Source organism: Acidovorax sp. Root275 (assembly GCF_001428965.1).
GTDB classification, from domain to species: Bacteria; Pseudomonadota; Gammaproteobacteria; order Burkholderiales; family Burkholderiaceae_C; genus Acidovorax; species Acidovorax radicis.
On sequence record NZ_LMJH01000010.1, the window covers coordinates 589,557 to 609,502 of the forward strand.

General features: G+C 60.4%; 20 protein-coding genes. All 20 read right to left on the reverse strand.

Features of this window, described 5'->3' with window-relative positions; all coding sequences use genetic code 11:
- Positions 1–2: 2 nt before the first annotated feature.
- The 20 genes from ASE52_RS22030 to ASE52_RS22120 all read right to left on the reverse strand — a co-directional run bounded on the left by ASE52_RS22030 (position 3) and on the right by ASE52_RS22120 (position 19,836).
- Entirely contained in the window at positions 3–953 is a 951-nt protein-coding gene (locus ASE52_RS22030) for a hypothetical protein (RefSeq protein ID WP_057229228.1), read from the reverse strand.
- 172 nt (positions 954–1,125) lie between these two features.
- On the reverse strand, positions 1,126–1,578 hold the full coding sequence (locus ASE52_RS25385) for a hypothetical protein (RefSeq protein ID WP_082606986.1): 453 nt from the start codon (positions 1,576–1,578) through the stop codon (positions 1,126–1,128).
- A gap of 70 nt (positions 1,579–1,648) precedes the next feature.
- Positions 1,649–4,048: a type II secretion system secretin GspD gene (gene gspD, locus ASE52_RS22035; protein WP_057229230.1), complete on the reverse strand. Its 2,400-nt coding sequence runs from the start codon at positions 4,046–4,048 to the stop codon at positions 1,649–1,651.
- A 36-nt stretch (positions 4,049–4,084) separates the two neighbouring features.
- Positions 4,085–4,588, reverse strand: a complete 504-nt coding sequence (locus ASE52_RS26365; protein ID WP_241777077.1) for a hypothetical protein — start codon at positions 4,586–4,588, stop codon at positions 4,085–4,087.
- Positions 4,585–5,139 (reverse strand): type II secretion system protein GspM, encoded by a 555-nt coding sequence (gspM, locus tag ASE52_RS22045; RefSeq protein WP_198928148.1) that lies wholly within the window; start codon positions 5,137–5,139, stop codon positions 4,585–4,587. Before gspM ends, ASE52_RS26365 begins: the two co-directional genes overlap by 4 nt.
- Positions 5,136–5,720, reverse strand: coding sequence for a PilN domain-containing protein (locus ASE52_RS26370; protein WP_241777078.1), 585 nt, complete (start codon positions 5,718–5,720; stop codon positions 5,136–5,138). The genes gspM and ASE52_RS26370 overlap by 4 nt, the downstream gene beginning before the upstream one ends.
- 413 nt (positions 5,721–6,133) lie before the next feature.
- Entirely contained in the window at positions 6,134–7,051 is a 918-nt protein-coding gene (locus ASE52_RS22055; protein ID WP_140426315.1) for a type II secretion system protein GspK, read from the reverse strand.
- Complete coding sequence (locus tag ASE52_RS22060; RefSeq protein WP_057229234.1) at positions 7,048–7,659, reverse strand: prepilin-type N-terminal cleavage/methylation domain-containing protein; 612 nt, start codon at positions 7,657–7,659, stop codon at positions 7,048–7,050. Before ASE52_RS22060 ends, ASE52_RS22055 begins: the two co-directional genes overlap by 4 nt.
- The gene (locus ASE52_RS22065) at positions 7,656–8,048 is read right to left on the reverse strand and encodes a prepilin-type N-terminal cleavage/methylation domain-containing protein (RefSeq protein ID WP_029413981.1); all 393 of its coding nucleotides are present in this window, start codon (positions 8,046–8,048) and stop codon (positions 7,656–7,658) included. The genes ASE52_RS22060 and ASE52_RS22065 overlap by 4 nt, the downstream gene beginning before the upstream one ends.
- Positions 8,049–8,104: 56 nt before the next feature.
- Positions 8,105–8,599 (reverse strand): GspH/FimT family pseudopilin, encoded by a 495-nt coding sequence (locus ASE52_RS22070; RefSeq protein WP_057229236.1) that lies wholly within the window; start codon positions 8,597–8,599, stop codon positions 8,105–8,107.
- Positions 8,600–8,650: 51 nt separating this feature from the next.
- Complete coding sequence (gene gspG, locus ASE52_RS22075) at positions 8,651–9,094, reverse strand: type II secretion system major pseudopilin GspG (protein ID WP_035196999.1); 444 nt, start codon at positions 9,092–9,094, stop codon at positions 8,651–8,653.
- A 26-nt stretch (positions 9,095–9,120) separates the two neighbouring features.
- Positions 9,121–10,329, reverse strand: a complete 1,209-nt coding sequence (locus ASE52_RS22080; RefSeq protein WP_057229239.1) for a type II secretion system F family protein — start codon at positions 10,327–10,329, stop codon at positions 9,121–9,123.
- The gene (locus ASE52_RS22085; protein WP_198928149.1) at positions 10,322–12,040 is read right to left on the reverse strand and encodes an ATPase, T2SS/T4P/T4SS family; all 1,719 of its coding nucleotides are present in this window, start codon (positions 12,038–12,040) and stop codon (positions 10,322–10,324) included. Before ASE52_RS22085 ends, ASE52_RS22080 begins: the two co-directional genes overlap by 8 nt.
- A 71-nt stretch (positions 12,041–12,111) precedes the next feature.
- Positions 12,112–13,050, reverse strand: coding sequence for a glycosyltransferase family 2 protein (locus ASE52_RS22090; RefSeq protein WP_241777079.1), 939 nt, complete (start codon positions 13,048–13,050; stop codon positions 12,112–12,114).
- 68 nt (positions 13,051–13,118) lie between these two features.
- Positions 13,119–14,309, reverse strand: coding sequence for a DUF1972 domain-containing protein (locus tag ASE52_RS22095; RefSeq protein ID WP_057229242.1), 1,191 nt, complete (start codon positions 14,307–14,309; stop codon positions 13,119–13,121).
- Positions 14,306–14,851 (reverse strand): dTDP-4-dehydrorhamnose 3,5-epimerase, encoded by a 546-nt coding sequence (gene rfbC / locus ASE52_RS22100; RefSeq protein ID WP_057229244.1) that lies wholly within the window; start codon positions 14,849–14,851, stop codon positions 14,306–14,308. Before rfbC ends, ASE52_RS22095 begins: the two co-directional genes overlap by 4 nt.
- A gap of 7 nt (positions 14,852–14,858) precedes the next feature.
- The gene (gene rfbA / locus ASE52_RS22105; RefSeq protein WP_057229246.1) at positions 14,859–15,743 is read right to left on the reverse strand and encodes a glucose-1-phosphate thymidylyltransferase RfbA; all 885 of its coding nucleotides are present in this window, start codon (positions 15,741–15,743) and stop codon (positions 14,859–14,861) included.
- A 14-nt stretch (positions 15,744–15,757) separates the two neighbouring features.
- Positions 15,758–16,654 (reverse strand): dTDP-4-dehydrorhamnose reductase, encoded by an 897-nt coding sequence (rfbD, locus tag ASE52_RS22110; protein ID WP_057229248.1) that lies wholly within the window; start codon positions 16,652–16,654, stop codon positions 15,758–15,760.
- Complete coding sequence (gene rfbB, locus ASE52_RS22115; protein ID WP_010462608.1) at positions 16,651–17,739, reverse strand: dTDP-glucose 4,6-dehydratase; 1,089 nt, start codon at positions 17,737–17,739, stop codon at positions 16,651–16,653. Before rfbB ends, rfbD begins: the two co-directional genes overlap by 4 nt.
- Positions 17,740–17,850: 111 nt before the next feature.
- Entirely contained in the window at positions 17,851–19,836 is a 1,986-nt protein-coding gene (locus ASE52_RS22120) for an SDR family oxidoreductase (protein ID WP_057229694.1), read from the reverse strand.
- Positions 19,837–19,946: the final 110 nt, after the last annotated feature.

The following is a 19,946-nucleotide window of genomic DNA, read 5'->3' on the forward strand; positions in this document are numbered from 1 at the left end:
AATTAGTTGTGCGTGCCAAGGATGGACTGCACAGCGCCGAAGGCAGGAATGCTGATCACGCTGTACGTGAACACAGAACCACCCAAGGAGAACAGCGACTGACCAGAAGTACCTGGGTAATCCGAAGGCTCAGCAGCCATAGGCGACCACTCGATGAAGCCATCGGTGAAGTTTGCAGGACGGCCAGGAATGGTTTCTGGGTTGAAGAACGACAGCTCAGCTTCGGCCAGAGCGAAGTTCACCGACTTACGGTTTTGAGCCGCATCGTACATGTTGACCGTGTGGGTACCACGATGGTCACCAGTCGACCAGACCACAATGCGGGTTTCCAGGCCAGCGTTCAGGGCGCTGTCCACGGCGTAGCGCATGCTGAAAGCAGGCACAACCGAAGGAGCACCAGCCGTCACAGCACGAGCACCGGCAACGGCCAACAGGCTCAGGGGGCCCATGGTCGTCAGATCGGTACCAGTAGCCAGGGTCAGAGGACCATCGATCACTGGAACATAAGCCACGTCTTGCGTAGCGGTGCTCACATGGAAAGCGCTAGCGCCGATTTGGCCAACGCCCATGCCACCAGCTGCGTTTGCAACATTGCAAGCGCCAGCAACAGTGGTGGAGGCAGTGTTAGCACCCACGGCGAACACCAAGTAACCACGCGTGCCAGCCAGACCGGTACCGGACTGTTGCGACCAGATGAAGGGCTCGAAGTCCTTGTTGGTCATGGGGAAGCAACCGTCGGTGACGTGGTTGGAGTTCGCATCGAAGAACGTCCAGAACACAGGCACAACGTTGCCGGTTTGGTTGACGATACCCACTGCGGTGGTATCGGCGTCGCCGTTGTGGATCACGTTAGGAACCACGAAACCATTGCTGTACGTACCCACGGTGTACGCCTGCGCCACACCTGCACTCAGCGCAGCGGCTGCAACGGCTGCCATTGCAAATTTTTTCATCTTCTCAGTCCTTAGATAATTGAAGGAAGCTTTCCCACCCTGTGCGGGATCTGCAACCCATCCGTACTCCGTTTGGGTTGATGCAATCTTATACTGATACCTTCGATTTTTTCAACCTATTTCAGCCAGAAAACCACTGCACAGCAGTTTGTTGCACCCAAACAACGAACCATCACGACGGTGTTGGGAACATGACACTACGGCGCTGCACATGGTGCCACACACCATCAATCCGGCGCCATTCATCTTCCAGAACAGATTCCTGTTTTTTTACACGCAACAACGGTAGGGAGTAGCGCATCCACACGTTGACGATAGCGCGATCTCCGTCAATGCTGCGCACGCCACGGACCTCCACCGCATCGTACGTGACCCCTCCCCGCTTTAAATAGGCTTCCAGCGTAGCGCTTGAATCTTTGGAGAGTTCTTCGTAAGCCCATGCCCCCACACGGTCATTGCTGCGAATGAGAGCCCAGTAAGCCTGCGCACGCTTTAGCAGTGCCGCTTGGTCATCTTCGGTAGACACCAATACACCACTAGCGGCAGTACACCCCCCCAGAACAGTCAGAACCGCAGGCGCGGCCAGAGTCACGATCAGATGACGACGGGAAACGGGTTTTGTCATGTAACGAATCTCCTGATTGACTATCTATATACGTACCCACGCTCACTGGGCACTTTTTTCAAAGCGCCATTCAGCGCCAAGGCTGTAGTGGCGTATCCGCTGGTCGAAAACTCATGGGCTGCGCCTGCAAAGACATGGAACGCATACGTTCACGCATCTCAGCACTGGCAGAACGCAATTGGTCATCGTTTTCCAAGGCACGGGGCGTCATTAGCACCAGCAGTTCTGTGCGATTGCGGGTGTTGGCAGTGGTCGAGAACAACGCACCAAGCACCGGAATATCAGCAAGACCGGGCACACCGCTGCGAGAGCCACTGTCATTTTCGCGGATCAACCCGCCCAGCACGATGGACTCACCAGAACGTACTGCGACCCGCGTTTGAAGTTGCCGGGTCTGAAAAACGCGTTGCGTAGTCGCTACATCCTGTTCACCCACGTCTGTCACTTGCTGAGAAATGTCCATTGAAATCAATCCACCCGCATTCACGGATGGCGTTACAGACAGCATCACACCAGTGTCTTTGTAGGTGATGGATTGGGTAACAAGATTGTTGCCAGTAGAGACGGCCGTGGAGGTAGTAATAGGCTGCTGCTGCCCAACCTGAATGGTGGCATTGTGATTGTTCAACACAAGCACCGACGGATTTGACAGTAGTCGCACCTGGGATTTGGAGGCGAGGGCATTGAGCGTCGCTCGGACTAGGTTCGCCTTGTCTAGATTGACAATGGTGTACGAAAAACCAGGCCGTTTGGCGCCTATGCCGGTGTCCTTGTTCGCGTCCAGTAAAGCCTGGCCTTCACGACCGCTACCAAGACCGTTCTGCAGATACCACTCAACACCGTATTCCAGGTTACCCGTGAGGCTCACCTCCACGATGCTGGCCTCAATCAACACCTGCATTGGAGCCTTGTCGAGTTCGCGCAGGGCTTGCTCGATCCGGCGGTATTCGGTACGCGGAGCGCGGATCAGCAGAGCGTTGCGCTTCTCATCCGCAACCACACGAACATTGCCGTCCAATTGGCTCGTCGACGTGAGGGACGTGTTGTTGGATGATGTCCTGTTTCCACCGGCTCCGAGTGCAGCGCCCATGGGACTGCTGCCCGTCCCAGCACTGCCGGTATTGCCATAGAGACTGTTGGAACTACCCGTATTGCCTGTACCCAAGCCGGAGCCCCCCATCCCCGCCCCCTGGGAGAACTGCGTGGGCGCCGAGCCTGCCGCCACGCCTCCCGACTTGGCCTGCCCGGACTGGCCACCGAACAAACCATTGAGCATCTCCGCCAACTGCAAAGCTGAACCGTTTTGCACCGGATACACAAACAGGCTGGCTTCCAGAGTGTCGGTAGGGCGGTCCAGGCGGCGAATCCAGGTTTCCACCTGTGCCAACAGGTGGCTGCGCGGCGTGACCACGACCAGAGCATTCAGACGTTCAACTGGAAAGACGCGAATCAAGCCACCCAGTGGGGTCGCCATCTGGGCGCCGGCACCGCTGGCGCTGCCACCTGCGGCCGCGGTGCCACCTGCGGTGTTGGGCGCACCCCCTGCAGGAGCGGCACTACCACCACCGTAGGGATCGGAGGATTTGTCGGAGCCTAGCATCGCCTGCAGGGCATCACGCACCACATTGACGTTGGCGTTTTCCAGTACGAACACCCCGAGCGACATGCCTGAGAGAAAGTCCACGTCGAACGCTTCTACCATTTCCAGCCAGCCACCCAACTGGGCCTTGCTGCCCTGCAGCACCAGCAAGTTGCGCATGGAGTCCACGTAGACGATGGCCTCACGCGGTGCGATGGGCGCCAGAATCTTGGCCATTTCGGCCGCTGCAATGTGGTTCAAGGGAACGATGACCGTCCCGGCACCCGAGAGGTCCTTGAATTTAGATGCCCCCACCACCGGACGCGCGCCCAGGGTGACAGTGCGTTTGGTCACGTGGTAGACCCCCGCGTTGTCGCGAACGATAGCAAGGTCGTGAGGCAACAGCACCGCATCCAACACATCCAGCACCTGATTGCGCGCCAGTGGTTGGCGCGTATGCAGACTCACCACCGTGTCTCCGCCTGCATCAATGGTGTAGTTGAGTTTGAGCAGATCGCCCAGCAGCGCCACCGCCAGGTTGCTGACAGTCACATTCTCAAAATTGAGCGCTACCTTGTCGCCCTTGGCAAGGACTGGATCAACCACAGGCGCCTTATCGCGCTTGAAGAACTGGTCGTTGCCGGGATAAAGCTTCGTACTGGAAGGTGCACTCTTTTGCGCCTGCTCCCCGGCCGATGATGCTGCCTGTACGGCGTTTGGCGCCACCAGCGTAGGCGCAGGTGCCACAGTAGCGGCAGCTTGCGATGGGCCCGAGGCCCCTGCAACCGCGACCTTGGACTCTGCCGCGCTGGACGCCGCAGGACCACCCTGCGTACTGGCACAGCCTGCCGCCAGCAACGCGAGCAAGAGGATGGAAGGCCGAATGTTCATAGAGATAGCTCCAATATTGGGGTATGCCACAGGGGCTTACTGATTTGTTGCAGGCCTGCGCAGGCGATCACCGATCGGCCCGGCCTTCACGGTCGCAGCACTTCCGGCTTCCAGTGGGCGTTCCACGCGTTGGTCATCTGCAGACACAAAGAATGCCTTGCGGCCATCAAAGGATTCAACTCGCCAGGGTTTGGTTTCCCCGGTGATCTTGAGGGTGCTGCCATCTGGGCGCTGCAAGATGGCGACCCTGTCGCTGCCAGACTCCAGCACGGCGGTGAGGCGTGACTGCATCAACTCTGTGACCAGACTGCTCTTTTTCACATCCACCGCCACCGGACGCCGAGACATCCACAGCAAAGGCTGCTCGACAGCCTGCTTCGCACGGACCTTTATCGCTTGCGGCATAGGCTCGACCTTCGGCAGATCAGGCCTACGTGCCGGCGGGGGGACCCAGCGTTCTTTTTCGGCATGCCACCAGTAGACGCTCGCAGCCAAAGCTACGGCACCCAAAACGGGGCCAAGGTACCAAGGTTTGATCATGGCTTGGCCTTCTCTGGCGCCAAGGGGGCTTCCAGTTGCAAAGACAGGCGTGCATTTTGCGGACCAGCGCCAGAACTGGCTCCCTCACGCGTGATGTTGGCAGTGCGCACCCAGAAAGGAGGGCGGTGCGTCTGGAGACTTTCCATGAAACTCACCAGCTTGACCCATTCGCCGCTAACAGTCGCAGTAAGTCGTATGCGCGCCAGCTTGCCATCCACTCCAGGCTCCAGCGCAACCTGGGATGAAACCAGCGTGCTGCCAGAAGCCATGATCATTTGACGAAGCTTTTGCTGGATATCGTTTTGCGAAGTTTCACCAGCAGGGTGCAACAAGGGCGCCACAGTGCTGCTCGCAGAACCAAGCAGCGTTTCGATTTCGGAACCGGCATTCACAACCCCTTCGAGACGTTCGCTGCGAGGCTCCAACTGCTGCAGAGCGTTGTCGTAGCGAACCCAGAGGGTTCTATAGATCAATGCGGCGCAAGCCAGCACACCAACAAACAGCAGCAGCAGAAAAACCACCGAACGGCGACGCCACACATTCATTTTCATGGCTTTGCTCCCTCACCTCGCCAGCGCATCTCAAAGGTAAAGCGCTCCTTGTTCAGGGTGCCATCGCGCACGTTGGCCCCCGTAGCACGCACATCGACCAAACCAGGCTGGCGCCCCAGGTGTCCAATGAGTTCCGTGGCGTTCGCCGTCAAACCCGTAATCTTGATCTCGCTGCCATTGACCTCAATGCGGTCCAGCCACGTGTCGGCAGGAATGGCTGCCGACAGCGCGTCAATGACACTGGCGAGAGGTAGATCCGTACTAATGTTCTTGCGAAGTTCGTCCGCCAGTTCGGCCTGGCGACGCAACTCATCCATCTTCTGGCGCAAAGGCGCCGCCTTGGGCTCCAGCATGCTGACATGCTCAACGGCACGCACCACCGCCTGGCGCTTCAAGACCAGTGGCATGAGCGCGGGCAACGACAGCACTGCGAGCAATACCAGCAGCAATATGCCCCCCCCCCAATCCATCCAACGCTGATGGCGGTCCTGCTTGCGCCATGCAGCGCTGCGGACCGGGAGGGCTCGACCCTGGCGCATCAGATAGACAGGCGCATTCTCTGCAAAACCGTGGTTCGCCATTTGTTGGGTCAAGGTGGTGCGCCGGCACATACCCCACTCCACCACCCATCCACCTTGGGCTTGGGGCTCTGCCCGCCAGGCAGCCACAATCTGCTCCGGAGGCATCGGAGAAACCCGCCAAAGAGCTTCTTCAACCCCCCCCGCCAAAGAGCTCCTCGGCATGTTCGGCAACTGCACTGTGCCCCACAGGCAATCCGACTCCGGCACCAGCAAGCTGGAAGCCTTTCGGTTGTTGGATCGCTTGCGCACGTGGGTTGCTGTGACAGTCCACCTCCCACCATCGGACGCCATCGCCGCACTCGCAACCGCGGGCCAGGCGCGATGCTCCATGAGAACGCGTTTGAGATCGCCGAAACCCCAGGCCATTCGGTCCAGCGCTGTTTGCGCACGAAGAGATAGCTGCCCCCAACCTGTCATGGCTTGAATTCCTGTTCCGGCTTGTTTAAGCGGCGTGTTGGCTCCAACGAGAGCGTTGTCCAGGGGGTCAATCCGCCCGGGCGCTCGCTGAGATCGACCCATGCTTCACGCTGCCACCAGCGATCGCCTTCGGCTCGCACCAACGCCTTGAGGCGCACCGTTAGTCCCCCTCCCGCCCTGGCAGGCGCGAAGAAATCTGCGGCGGCTCCGGTCAAGAGCACGCCAGCCCGCGTTTCCGGTGGGGAGTTGTGAATGCGCACCCCTAAACCTGGCTGTCCCGTCAGGACATCGATCAGGGCAGGGGGGGCTGAATCGATTTCGATGCGTTGCTGCCCGTTGATACCCAAGTGGGGCGCGATTATCTCATAGAGCTCAGACGTCATTCCCAGAACCGACCTCAGCTCGGAAAGATCGTCCAGGGCTCCGTTTCGGGGCATGGAGGGCCAGCCAGCCGCGCGGTACTGAGCAGACTCAGCCCCACCCACGCCGCCTGGCGTATCGTCAGGGTCGAGAAAGTCCCGCACACGTGACGTCAGAATGGCTGCCTCCCCCGACGAAAGACGCCCGGCTCTCTGAAACAACGCCTGCATCAAGGCTTCGCTGGCGACATTGACATCCACCAGCCCTCCAGATGGCGTGATCTCCACCCAGATGTCATTCGACCCCATGGGTAAGCGCTGAATACGGTACCAGCTGTCTGCTGCCTTCTCGGCCATCATTCGCTGCGCTGTTAGCTGGATGGCCGCATCCAGCACGGACTCTACGCGCAAACGCTCCAGATCCAGGGCCGCGCGCTGCGTCTGCTGGCGAACCCCACGCGCGCTCGCCATCACCACCAATGACAGGGATGCCACCAACCACAGCACCAGAATCAGCGCAGCGCCCCGGCTGCCCCGTGCCCACCTGACCATCATCTTGCCCTCACCAGAGGGAACACCAGTGAAGGCCAATCGCCCCGCGCATCGGCAACTTCAACCCGAATCCGGGCTGGGTAATAAGCTTTGGCGGAGTCCCATTGCTGAGTCCACTGGCCCGTTTGACCGTCTTGGTAATGCCATTGAAGGGTCCGCACGTCTGTCAAAAGCGTCTCGCGCAAGGCCCGACTCCAATCTAGCGCCATCAGCGCGCCGTCATAAGGAACGGCCTCTACCGACAGATCGACTCGCCCATCCCCATGGCGCAGGGGGGTCGTACGGAATACATAGAGCCCCCCCGCATCCCCACGCTCCGGCAAAGGCGCCACCCAGATCGCACCTGCCGCATTGCCGCTGAAAAAATTCACAAAGATGTTTTCGTCGCGCCGGCTCAACAAGCGGAGGGTATCGAACTTGCGACCGAGCCACTGACTGACCACCAGCATGCGTTCAGAGCGCTCAATGACACGTTGGTTGCGCTCTTGAGAACGCCCGATCACCCCCACGCCCGCGAACATCAATGCAACCACGGCAGACGTGACGGCCAATGCAATCAGCAACTCCAGCAAGGTAAAACCCCGGGAGGATTTTCGAGAGCCGCGGATCATGGTGCAGACCTGTAGGGCTTCCACGTCGTCCACGTGACCGCTGTCACTCCGTCTTTGCTGACCTCCACGGTGACCCTTGCGGCACGCAAAGGCGCCCCCTGCGCCGGACGGCCACTCTCTTCCATCAGCGGAACCTGTTCAGGTGTCACCTGAATGCGCCAATGCCAAACGCCCGACTGACCGGAGTCCTGCCGCATCAAATCTTCGGCAAAGGTTCCAGCGGCCAACGCCGACCGGGCCACCAGGGATGCCTCCACGCGAGCCTCTACGTCCACCACATTCTTGGAGCCTTGCCCCACGCTTCGATAAAGGCTTGCCAGCGCGATGGAAGCGATTGCCATGGCCACCAGGGCCTCCAGCAAACTAAAACCCCACTGCTTCCGAGGCACTCGCCTAAATGATGGGAGAGGCAGATCAAACAAAGGCGTCAAACGGCACGTCACGGTCATGACTGGGGCACGGCCATGCCTTGCTCCACGGTTCCAAGCAGCCAGTTCACACGAAAGGTGACACCCTGCCCACCTCGCAGCACTGCAAGCCGCCCACCGCGAGCTCCACCGTCAGAATTGAACACAAAAATTGGCTCTCCGGCTGCCACCGCGCCCTTGCCAGACCGAGGGTTGCGCTCGATGGCCTCCCACTGGACCACCAGTGATTCCGGCACCCCCAGAGACTCCCGACCATCCACCACCAACTTGCGAATTTCTGGCTGGTAGGTCACGGTCACCGACCGCCCCTCCTGGACGCTGAGTGCGCGCGCCTTGTTGAGTTGGCTGGACACATCCCGTACCGTCTGGTTGTAGCGCGACCGCTCCATGAATGCCTGTCCTCCAGCCCCCACCACCGAAACGGTAATAGCAGCCAGCACCAGTACAACCAGCAGCTCCAGCAGGGTGAAACCACGGGAGCGGAAGGCTGGCGCCGACAAACAGCGTCTCATGCGAGGCAAGTTACTGGACAGCACTGCAAGGTGAAAAACGCGAGAGGACGGTCAGTTGAAAACGTCCGCGCTCTCACCGTCACCACCCGGCTTGGCATCTGCCCCCAAAGAGAACACGTCCGGCCCACCATTGCGCCCCGGGTTCTTGTACAGGTAGGCAGCGCCCCAAGGATCGGAAGGCAGGCCCTTCTTCAGATATGGGCCATTCCATCCCTGGGCCGTTGCGGGCCGGTCCGCCAGAGCGCGCAACCCTTCGGCGTCATTGGGATAACGGCCCACATCCAATTTAAAAAGGTCCAGGCTCTGCTCAATTTCCGAGATTTGAATACGGGCTGTCTTGGACTTGGCGCCGCCGAGCTGATCGAGCACTTTGGGCCCCACCAGCCCTGCAAGCAGCGTCAAGATCACCAGAACCACCAGCAGTTCAATCAGCGTGAAGCCCGAAGAGCGTTGCGCTCGTGCCATTACTTTGCGGCCAGAATTCTCTACATTCATATCAAAATCTCTCAAACAATTCACAATCAAATCGTGTCGTTAATCGACAAGACACCGCCCAAAATTGCAATAATGATGAATGCAACCAAGGCCCCCAAAACAATAATGATCAAGGGTTCCATGGCCGCCAAAACACGCCCCATGGTGCGCCGACCTTCATCCTCGTAACGATCAGCCAGCCCCAGCAGGGTGATATCGAGTTGACCGGTTTCCTCCGCAACACGAATAAGCTGCGGAGTGCTGGATTTAGCGAAATATGGAGACACAAACCCCGTGGAAAGCCGCTTGCCGGTTTTCACAATACCGACCAGGGGTTCAATATCCTTGCGCAATGCGGTATTGGTCAACGTGTCCACCGCAATTCGCAAGGCATCCACCATCGGTACACCCCGCTGCAGCAGGATACCGAACGTCCGGAAATAGATAGCGAACTGCAGATTTCGCAACACCTTTCCGAACAGCGGAAGGTCCAACAGCACGCTATCCACACGCAAACGCCCTGCGGGCGTGGCACTCCAACGCGAGCCCAGGAACAGGACAACCGTTAAGCCTAACAGGATTGCCATCCAATGCGAGCGGATCAGATCACTGAGATCGACCACCAACCGGGTGGAGTAAGGCAGCTTGTCACCCATGGAGTCAAAAATCTCTCGAAACTGGGGAACCACAAACGCCAGCAGAAGCACGACAGACATCACAGCAACCACCAACAGGATCACTGGGTACGTCATGGAAGAAATGACGTAGTTGCGCAACTTGTCTTCCGCCTCCAGCTGCACCGTGAGTTCTTTGAGGACCACCGCCAACGAACCTGAGGTTTCCCCCGCCCGGATCAAGACGAGGTATTGGCGCCCTAGATCCCGCTCAAACGGTAGCAGCGACTGGTACAAGGACTTGCCGCCCCGTACCCCTTCCTCCACCTTGGCAATGAAGGCTTTGAGCCGCTCCGTGTTTGCGGTCTCTTTAAGCATGACCAGCGCCTTGTCGAGCGGCATGTTGGCCTGCTTGAGGTGCGCCATCTCGCGGCTGAACAAAAGTATCTCGCCGCGCTTGAGCTTGCCGCCCCGGCTTTGCTGTTCATCTTGGGCGACGGCAGCTGACTCGTCCGCAATACGAACCGGCGTTACGCCCTGCCCGATGAGCCGCAGCCGCGCTGTCTCCACGTTCAGCGCGCGAATCGTCCCTTGGCAAGCCTTGCCATCGGACGTGATTCCATCGTATTGAAATTCAATCATTTTGACGCGCGACGCGCAGGACTTCTTCTGCGGTTGTCAGACCCTTGAAGACCTTGGTGGCGCCATCCTGCAACAAGTTCCCCCCAGCATAGGCGCCGTCTCCGCCCCCAAGGGAAGAACCTCTTTCGAGAACCACCTTCTTCACGTCTTCCGTCATGACCAGCAACTCATGAACCGCCAAACGCCCCCGGTAGCCGGTGCCCCGACAGGCAGGACAACCGACGGACCGATAAATGGCCTGCCCCTCTTCCATGGCCACACCCAGGGACGCTGCGGCGGCTTGTGCCTGGTCTGGCAACAGAGGCGCCTTGCATTCCTCGCACAGCTTGCGCACCAGGCGCTGGGCCAACACACCGATCACAGACGCCGTGATCAGATAGGGCTCCACGCCCATGTTGATGAGCCGCACAATGGCCCCGAGCGCGCTATTGGTATGCAGCGTGGACATGACCAAATGACCCGTCAACGCCGCCTGGACCGCAATCTCAGCGGTTTCCCCATCGCGCATTTCGCCGATCATGATGACATCAGGATCCTGGCGGAGAAAGGAGCGAAGTACCTTGGCAAAGGTGAGTCCGATTTGAGGCTGAACCTGCACCTGATTGAGCCACTGCAGCCGGTATTCGACCGGATCTTCCACCGTCAGGATCTTGAGGTTCTCACCCTCCAGCTCCTGCATCGAGGCATACAGCGTGGTGGATTTCCCGGAACCCGTGGGGCCTGTCACCAGAAAGATGCCGTGGGGCACACTGAGCAACTGGCGCATGGTTTTGAGCGTGGGCGGCGTGAAGTGCAGGCTTTCCAGCGAGAGCAGGTCAAAGTTCTTTTCCAGCAAGCGCATGACGACCGATTCGCCAAACATGGTGGGAATGGTGGACACGCGAGAGTCCATTTCCTTGCCATGCACACGCAGCTTGGTGCGCCCGTCCTGAGGCATGCGGCGCTCCGCGATATCGAGCTGCGAAAGTATCTTGATACGGGACACGACGGCTGGCGCATCCTTGTTGTCAATCTCGTCTATGGGATACAACTCCCCATCCACCCGTATGCGCACTACCGATTTTTCTTCGTAGGTTTCGATGTGAATGTCAGAGGCCTGCGCCGCCACGGCCTGGGACAGAATATGGCTCACGCGCTGGATAATGGGCGCCTCCGAGGCCATATCCCTCAGGTGCTCAATGAACTCCGAAGCCTCGAACTGGTCCGCAACGACCTCTCCGTCGGGCTCCGACTCCTGGACGTACCAGGCATTGAGCTGATTGGATATTTCGGACTCAAGACCAAAAAAGACCCTGGGAGCATCCCCAAAGACCAGGCGCAATGCATCGCGCAATGCGGCGCTTTTCGGATCTACCGACGCGAAATCAGGCGTGGATTCGGCATCCTCCGCGTTTCCCAAGGGAAGCAGATTGTTGGCCAGCAAAAAACTGGTGTTCAACCGCGATGTATCCGGTTTTTCCTTCGGGAAGGCGTCCTGGCGCACCAAGGGCAACCCTGCCTGCCGGGACAATGCAGAGTACACGTCAATCTCAGACACCAGCCCCAAGCTGATAAGCAGACGCCCCAGACGCCCGCCCATGGAACGCTGAACCTCCAGCGCCCTCTCCAGGTCATTGCGTGACAATTTCTGGTCCGCAAGGAGCATCTCCCCGAGCCTGGGCGCAGCGAGGTCAACGCTTTCCACTTCACCAACTTCAGCCGAGAGCTTCATTACTAACGCCTTTGAACATTCTTCCAACCACCAAATAGCCGGGGACGATGCATATCACCCAAAGAATCGAATCACTTGAACCACAACAAACAGCGGCTTATTCGATCCAGTTCGGGGCCCACATAATATTGTCGATATCCCACCATCCTCACCCAGAAGGGCCGGCCTCTCCACGCAAGGTATTCTGACACGTAGCCCCCATCCAACCCCACGGCTCGCAAGCGCAGTTGCAGCGCCTGCGCCTGCAAGTAGGTGGCGCCTCCGAGCACCCTGACGCGCCCAACGATCCCTGCGCCATTCGTCAATAGACGCAGCAAGCGTGTCTTCAGGCTGCGGTCTTTGGCGCCCACCTGGTTGGCACCATGCTGACGGTACAGGATCAGTGGCGCTGGCACGAAACGGCGACGGCCACTCCCGCTCACCAAGCCGCACCACCAGTCATGCATGATGGTCTCGCGCGGCAAGGGCAAGGCGATTTGCAACAGGGTGCGATTCACCATCATCGTGCATCCCGTCACCTGATTCACACTGAGAAGTGAAAGCGGCGAACACTGCCGTGGATCCATGCGCTGGTATCTGGCGAAGGAGTCCGAGATGACATTCAGACTCTCATCGACGACCGTCAGGTCGGAATGCACCAGGCAGGGCAACCCTTCACCCCCCTCTTCCTCCATCCGCACCATTTCGTTCAAGCATCGCTCAATTTTTTGAGGAAGCCAGACATCGTCCTGGTCCGAGAAAGCAACCCATCCCGCCTGCCCGTCTTGCAGGCTGGCCACCATGAGGTTCTCAAAGTTCCGGACCACTCCTTGCCCGCAATGGGGATTGGGCACCACCACCAAACGCCCCTCGAAGCGCGCCCGATAGTTCTCCAAAATCTCAAGCGTCGCATCCGAAGATCCATCATCACTGACCAAGACGCGAAAATTCTGGTGCGTCTGGACCAGTAGGGAATCGAGCTGGGCATGGAGATATTTCGACCCGTTGTATGTCGCCAGCAGCACATCCACCAGGGGCTGTGCGGACGGGACAGCCCCGGCCAACCCGCTGTGCAAGGCTGATCCATCCCTCGGGGCAATCACACTACGCCTGTACCTGTTGTCGCCGTGCGATGAGGCTGGCATTCAGAATGCATCAGTGCTTCATACGCATCTGTGATTCCATCCCATGTGTAGTGCTCTGCCACGATGTCGCGGGCACGCTGGCTTCGCTGCGGCCGCATGGCTTCCGACCGATCCACCACAAGGTCCAAGCAGCGAGCGAGTTGCTCGGGGGTCTCGAAGTAGTCGGCCGCATCGCGTGCCACTTCGCGATTGAACGGGTTGTCATGCGCAATGACCCAGTTTCCACAGGCCAGCGCCTCCAGAAGCGAAGGGTTCGTCCCGCCCACCGAGTGGCCGTGCAGGTAGCAGGCCGCATGCACACGCAGGCTCGCGAGTTGCCCTGCATCGTAGATGCCGCCAACAAAACGCACACGCTCACTGGCCTGCTGCCGCAATTGTTGCTGATAGGCCGTGGCACCAGACACGTCTCCCACGATGACCAGCGGCCAATCACCGCCATGCATCCCATAACCCTGGATGATTTCAAGGATATGGTTTTCTGGCTCTGGCCGCGCCACGACCAGCATGTACCGATGGGCCTGAAGCCCCCACACAGACAGCAAGGAAGGGTCTGCATCCTGGTCTTGCACCAATTCAGCACCGTAGGCAATGAAACTCGACGGCGCCCCCTTGGGATAGGTCTGGCGGAACCTCTGTGCAATGGCCTCGGCATCTGCGATGAGGCGTGTGGCAACCCGGCTGGCCACCCACTCCATGCAACGCAGGTAAATGCGCGCGCCCCGCCCCCATTTGCTGCGGGCCCATTCCAGTCCGTCTACGTTGATCCAGACCGGAACCCCAAAAACCCGGGGCCACCAGCAGGCCCACGCAGCGCCATAACCCAGCATGTAAACCAGATCGTATCCCCGGCGGGCGTCCCACAGGCAGGCACAATCGTAGGCCAGGACCGAGGCAGCCCCCCACTGGGGTCGGCGCTTGTGGCACACGCGAACACCTTGGTAGAAGGTGTCTGCGACGGACGACTCGCTGGATTCTGCATACACAGTGACCTCGTGGCCACGCGCCGCCAGGCGTGTCGAAAGCTGTTCGGCGAATGTCTCGAAACCCCCATAACTTGCAGGAATGCCCCTGGCTCCCAACAGGGCGATCCGCAGCTTGGCAGGACCGCCCGAAGGACCGGTCACAGGCCCCAACGCCGTCGTCAAAGGTCAGCCTCAGCGAACCAGCGCCCCGCCTGATCTTTTGCCGAAAGCTGAATGGCGGCCTCCACCGCAGGCCAGGCGATGGCAAGCTGTGGATCGTCCCAGCGAATGCAGCGCTCGTGCTCCGGGCTGTAGTAGTCGGTGGTCTTGTAGAGGAAGTCTGCCGATTCGGACAACACCAAAAAACCGTGGGCAAGCCCCGGCGGCACCCAAAGCTGCCGGTGGTTGTCTTCGGTCAGTAGCGCCCCTACCCACTGGCCAAAGGTAGGCGAACCCTTGCGGATATCGACCGCCACGTCAAACGCAGCGCCGCGCACCACCCGCACGAGCTTGCCCTGCGCCCTGGGGGGCAACTGGTAGTGCAGGCCGCGCAGCACGCCCTGGCTGCTGCGGCTGTGGTTGTCCTGCACAAATTCGCACTCGACACCCGTGGCCTCACGAAAGGCCTGCTGGTTGAAGCTTTCGTAGAAAAAGCCACGGCTGTCGCCGAACACCTTGGGTTCGATGAGGACAACGTCTGGAATGGATTGCCGGATGGAGTGCATGGGGTGATCAATAGACTTTGTCGTTCAGCAGGCGCTGGAGGTACTGGCCGTAACCGTTCCTGGCAAGAGGCTGTGCTAGGCGCTCCAGCTGGGCGCTGTCAATCCAGCCGGAACGCCACGCAATTTCCTCGGGGCAGGCGATCTTGAGGCCCTGGCGATGCTCCAGCGTCGCAATGAACTGGCTGGCCTCCAGCAGGCTTTCGTGGGTACCGGTATCCAGCCAGGCATAGCCACGGCCCATGATCTCGACGTTCAGTTGCCCCTGCTCCAGGTACAGCCGGTTCAGGTCGGTGATTTCGAGCTCGCCGCGTGGCGATGGCTTAAGGCTCCTGGCCATCTTTGCGACCTGGTTGTCGTAGAAGTACAGCCCGGTAACGGCATAGCTGCTCTTGGGTTGTGCAGGTTTTTCCTCTAGCGACAACACTTTGCCCTGGGCATCGAATTCGGCGACACCGTAGCGCTCCGGATCGTGCACATGGTAGGCAAACACGCTGGCACCCGCCGTGCGCTGCTGGGCGCTGCCCAGCAATTCATGGAAATCGTGCCCATAGAAAATGTTGTCTCCAAGCACCAAGGCACTGGGTGCTCCATCCAGAAAAGACTCTCCGATCACAAACGCCTGCGCCAACCCGTCCGGGCTGGGCTGCACGGCATATTGCAGGTTCAAGCCCCATTGGCTGCCGTCACCCAGCAGCTGTGCAAAACGCGGCGTATCCTGCGGAGTGCTGATGACGAGGATGTCCCGGATGCCCGCGAGCATCAGCGTGCTCAGTGGGTAATAGATCATGGGCTTGTCGTAGACCGGCAGCAGCTGCTTGCTGATGGCCAACGTAGCCGGGTGCAGTCGAGTGCCGGAGCCTCCTGCGAGGATGATGCCTTTGCGTTGCGTCATGGTCTGGGGTCCGTTCAGAGAATTTCCGTGAGCATGCGCGCCACCCCGGTCTGCCAGTGGGGCATCTGCAAGCCAAAAGTGGACTGCAGCTTGTGGGTGTTCAAGCGCGAATTTTGGGGGCGCACGGCAGGTGTCGGGAACGCGCTCGTAGGAACAGGCGCCACCTCTTTTGCTTTTATTTCGATAGCATGCTGCGCTTTCTGCGCCTGCGCCAGCGCCAGCACGTATTTTGCGTACTCATTCCAGTTGGTCTCACCACCGGCCACGCAGTGGTACAGCCCGGCATCCTGCGGGCGCTGCTGCAGGTGGCGCAGCGCGTGGGCCGTCACATCGGCCAGCAGGTCGGCGCCGGTGGGTGCACCCCATTGGTCATCAATCACCGTCAGGCGTTCACGCTCTTGCGCCAACCGCAGCATGGTCTTGGCGAAATTACCGCCGCGCGCGGCATAGACCCAACTGGTGCGCAGGATGAGGTGCTTGACGCCCGACTGGACAATGAGCTGCTCGCCTTCGAGCTTGGTGCGGCCATACACACTCAGGGGCGCGGGCGCATCGGTTTCCACCCAGGGGCGGTTGCCGCTGCCGTCGAACACATAGTCGGTGCTGTAGTGCACCAGCCAGGCACCCAGCTTCGCAGCCTCCTGCGCAATCGCGCCGGGGGTGGTGGCGTTCAACGTACGGGCGAAGTCACTCTCGCTCTCGGCCTTGTCCACGGCAGTATGGGCTGAGGCATTGACGATGACGTCGGGACGGAGCGCACGCACCGTCTCGGCCACGCCGGCCGGATTGGAAAAGTCACCGCAGTGTTCCGTAGTGTCGAAGTCCAGTGCCGTGACTGTGCCCAGCACCGACAGGCTGCGTTGCAGCTCCCATCCCACCTGACCACCCTTGCCAAAGAGCAGGATGTTCATGCGCTGGCGCCCACCACGGCTGCGGGCTCCTGCGCATACTGGGCTTGCACCCAGTCGCGGTAGGCGCCGGTCTGCACGCTGGCCACCCAGTCGGCATGCTCCAGGTACCACTGCACGGTCTTGCGGATTCCCGTATCGAAGGTCTCGGCGGGCTTCCAACCCAGCTCGCGCTCAATCTTGCGCGCGTCGATCGCATAGCGGCGGTCGTGGCCCGGGCGGTCTTTCACGTAGGTGATCTGGGTGCGGTAACTCTGGCCGTCGGCGCGGGGACGCAGCTCGTCGAGCAGGCTGCAGACCATGTTCACGATCTCGATGTTGGGCTTCTCGTTCCAGCCGCCCACGTTGTAGGTCTCACCCGGAGCCCCGGCTTCCAGCACTCGGCGGATGGCGCTGCAGTGGTCCTTCACGTACAGCCAGTCGCGCACCTGCATGCCGTCGCCATACACCGGCAGCGGCTTGCCGGCCAGTGCGTTGACGATCATCAGCGGGATCAACTTCTCAGGGAAGTGGTACGGCCCGTAGTTGTTGCTGCAGTTGGTGGTCAGCACCGGCAGGCCGTAGGTGTGGTGCCAGGCGCGCACCAGGTGGTCGCTGGCGGCCTTGCTGGCGCTGTAGGGGCTGTTGGGCTCGAAACCGCGCGTTTCGGCGAAGGCCGGGTCCGTGGGTGCGAGCGACCCGTACACCTCATCGGTAGAGACGTGCAGGAACCGGAATGCCTCGCGCTCACCCCCGGGCAGTGCGCCCCAGTAGGCGCGCACGGCTTCCAGCAGTCGGAAGGACCCGACGATGTTGGTCTGGATGAAATCCTCAGGGCCATGGATGGAACGGTCCACATGCGATTCGGCCGCAAAGTTGACCACCGCGCGGGGCTTGTGCTCGGCGAGCAGGCGTGCGATCAAGGCGGTATCGCCGATATCGCCCTGCACGAAGAGGTGCCGCGCATCCCCCTGGATGCTGTCCAGGTTGTGCAGGTTGCCCGCGTAGGTGAGCTTGTCGAGGTTGACCACAGGCTCGCTGGAGGCAGCAAGCCAGTCAAGAACGAAGTTGGCGCCAATGAAACCCGCGCCGCCAGTAACCAGAATCATAGGGAGGGCTGTGTGAAATGCCAGCTCGGCAGAACCCACGATTATCCCACCCCGCCCGGCCCCCGGGTAACAGAGTTCAACGCGGGGGTTTCTGCGCGGGCCGGACAGTCATTAGAAGTGGATGCCCCGCATCATCTGCTGCAGCGCCACAGCCTCGGCCGACAGCTGCGGCTTGGCGTCCTTGCTGCCCTTGGCGGCGGTGGAATCCGGGAACATGCGAAAGCTGGTGTTCATGGTGATCTGCGCCACACGTGGCACCAGCGCATGCAGCAACTGCCCGGTGATGCCCAGGCGCGTGGCGATGCGCACCGGCTTGAAGATGCAGGCCTGGGCGATCATGTCGGCAGCCTCCTCGGGGCTCAGCGTCGGCACGTTGTTGTAGATCTTGGTGGGCGCGATCATGGGCGTGCGCACCAGCGGCATGTTGATGGTGGTGAAAGTGATGCCCTGGTCGGCGAACTCGCTCGATGCGCAACGAGTCCAGGCGTCCAGGGCCGCCTTGCTGGCCACATAGGCCGAAAAGCGCGGTGCATTCGTCAGCACCCCGATGGAGCTGATGTTGACCACATGGCCCTTGCGCTTTTCCACCATGCCGGGCAAAAAGCCCATGGTCACGCGCAGGCAACCGAAGTAGTTGAGCTGCATGGTGCGCTCATAGTCGTGGAAGCGGTCGTAGCTCGACTCAATGGCGCGGCGGATGGAGCGGCCTGCGTTGTTGATCAGAAAGTCCACGCCGCCGTGGTTGTCGATGAGCAGCTGCACAAAGCGGTCGCAGTCGGCCATGTCGGCAATGTCGGCCGAATACGCGATGAACGCATAACCCTTGGCCTTGGCTTCGGCACAGGCCTCGTCGAGCTTGTCCTGGTCGCGCCCGCAGATGACCGTGGTGGCGCCCGCCTCGGCAAACTTGTGCGCCGCCGCCAGGCCGATGCCCGACGACCCGCCCGTGATCAGCACCACCTTGCCGGCCACCGTACCCTTGAGCGTGCGGTCGATGAACAGCTCGGGGTCGAGATTGCGCTCCCAGTAATCCCACAGGCGCCAGGCGTAGTCCTTGAGGTTGGGGCAAGTCACGCCCGAGCCCTTGAGCGCCGCCAAGGTCTCGCGGCAATCGAAGCGCGTGGGGTAGTTCACGAAGGTCAGCATGTCCTCGGGCAGGCCCAGGTCCTTCAGCACGGCGTTGCGCACGCGGCGCACGGGCGCCATGGCCATCAGGCTCTTCTTGATGCCCTTGGGGATGAAGCCCAGCAAGGCTGCGTTGATGAACAGGTTCATGCGCGGCGCATGGGCGGCGCGGCTGAAGATGTCCAGGACGTCGCCCACGCGGTAGCCCACCGGGTCCACCAAGTGGTAACACTTCTTGACGATGTCCTTCTGGTGGCTGATCACATTGAGCGCGTTGACCACGAAGTCCACCGGCACAATGTTCACGCGCCCGCCTTCCAGGCCCACCGTGGGCATCCAGGGCGGCAGCAGCTGGCGCAGGCGCTGGATCAGCTTGAAGAAGTAATAGGGCCCGTCGATCTTGTCCATCTCGCCGGTCGTGCTGTCGCCCACCACCATGGCCGGGCGGTACACCGTCCAGGGCACCTTGCAGTCCTGGCGCACGATCTTTTCGCTCTCATGCTTGGTCTGGAAGTACGGGTGGTCCAGGCCCTCGGCCTCCTCGAACATGTCCTCACGAAACACACCTTCATACAGGCCGGCGGCCGCGATGGACGAAACATGGTGGAAATGCCCGGCATCGATGGCCTTGGCCAGGTCCACGGTGTTGCGCGTGCCCTCGATGTTCACGGCCGCCTGGGTTTCCTCGTCCGCACCGAGGTCGTAAACCGCGGCCAGGTGGTAGAAGTGGTCGATCTGGCCTTTGAGTTTTTTGACGTCTTCCGCAGCCACTCCCAGCTTCTTCGCGGTGAGGTCGCCAAACACGGGAATGGCACGCGTGGCACCCACGCCCCAGAAGCTGCGCAGATCGGCCACCTTGTCCGCACTTTCCTTGCGGATCAGGAAATGCACCACTGCCCCCTTGCGCTCCAGCAGCTTCTTGACCAGCCGCTTGCCAATGAACCCCGTTGCCCCCGTCACGAAATACTGCATGGAAAACTCCTGTGAGATATCTTCATTCTTGCCCAAGGCCTGGGCGCCCCAATTCAGCAGAAACCCGCGCCGATGCTAGGCCCCCAGGCCACGTGCGGGCTAGATGGCAC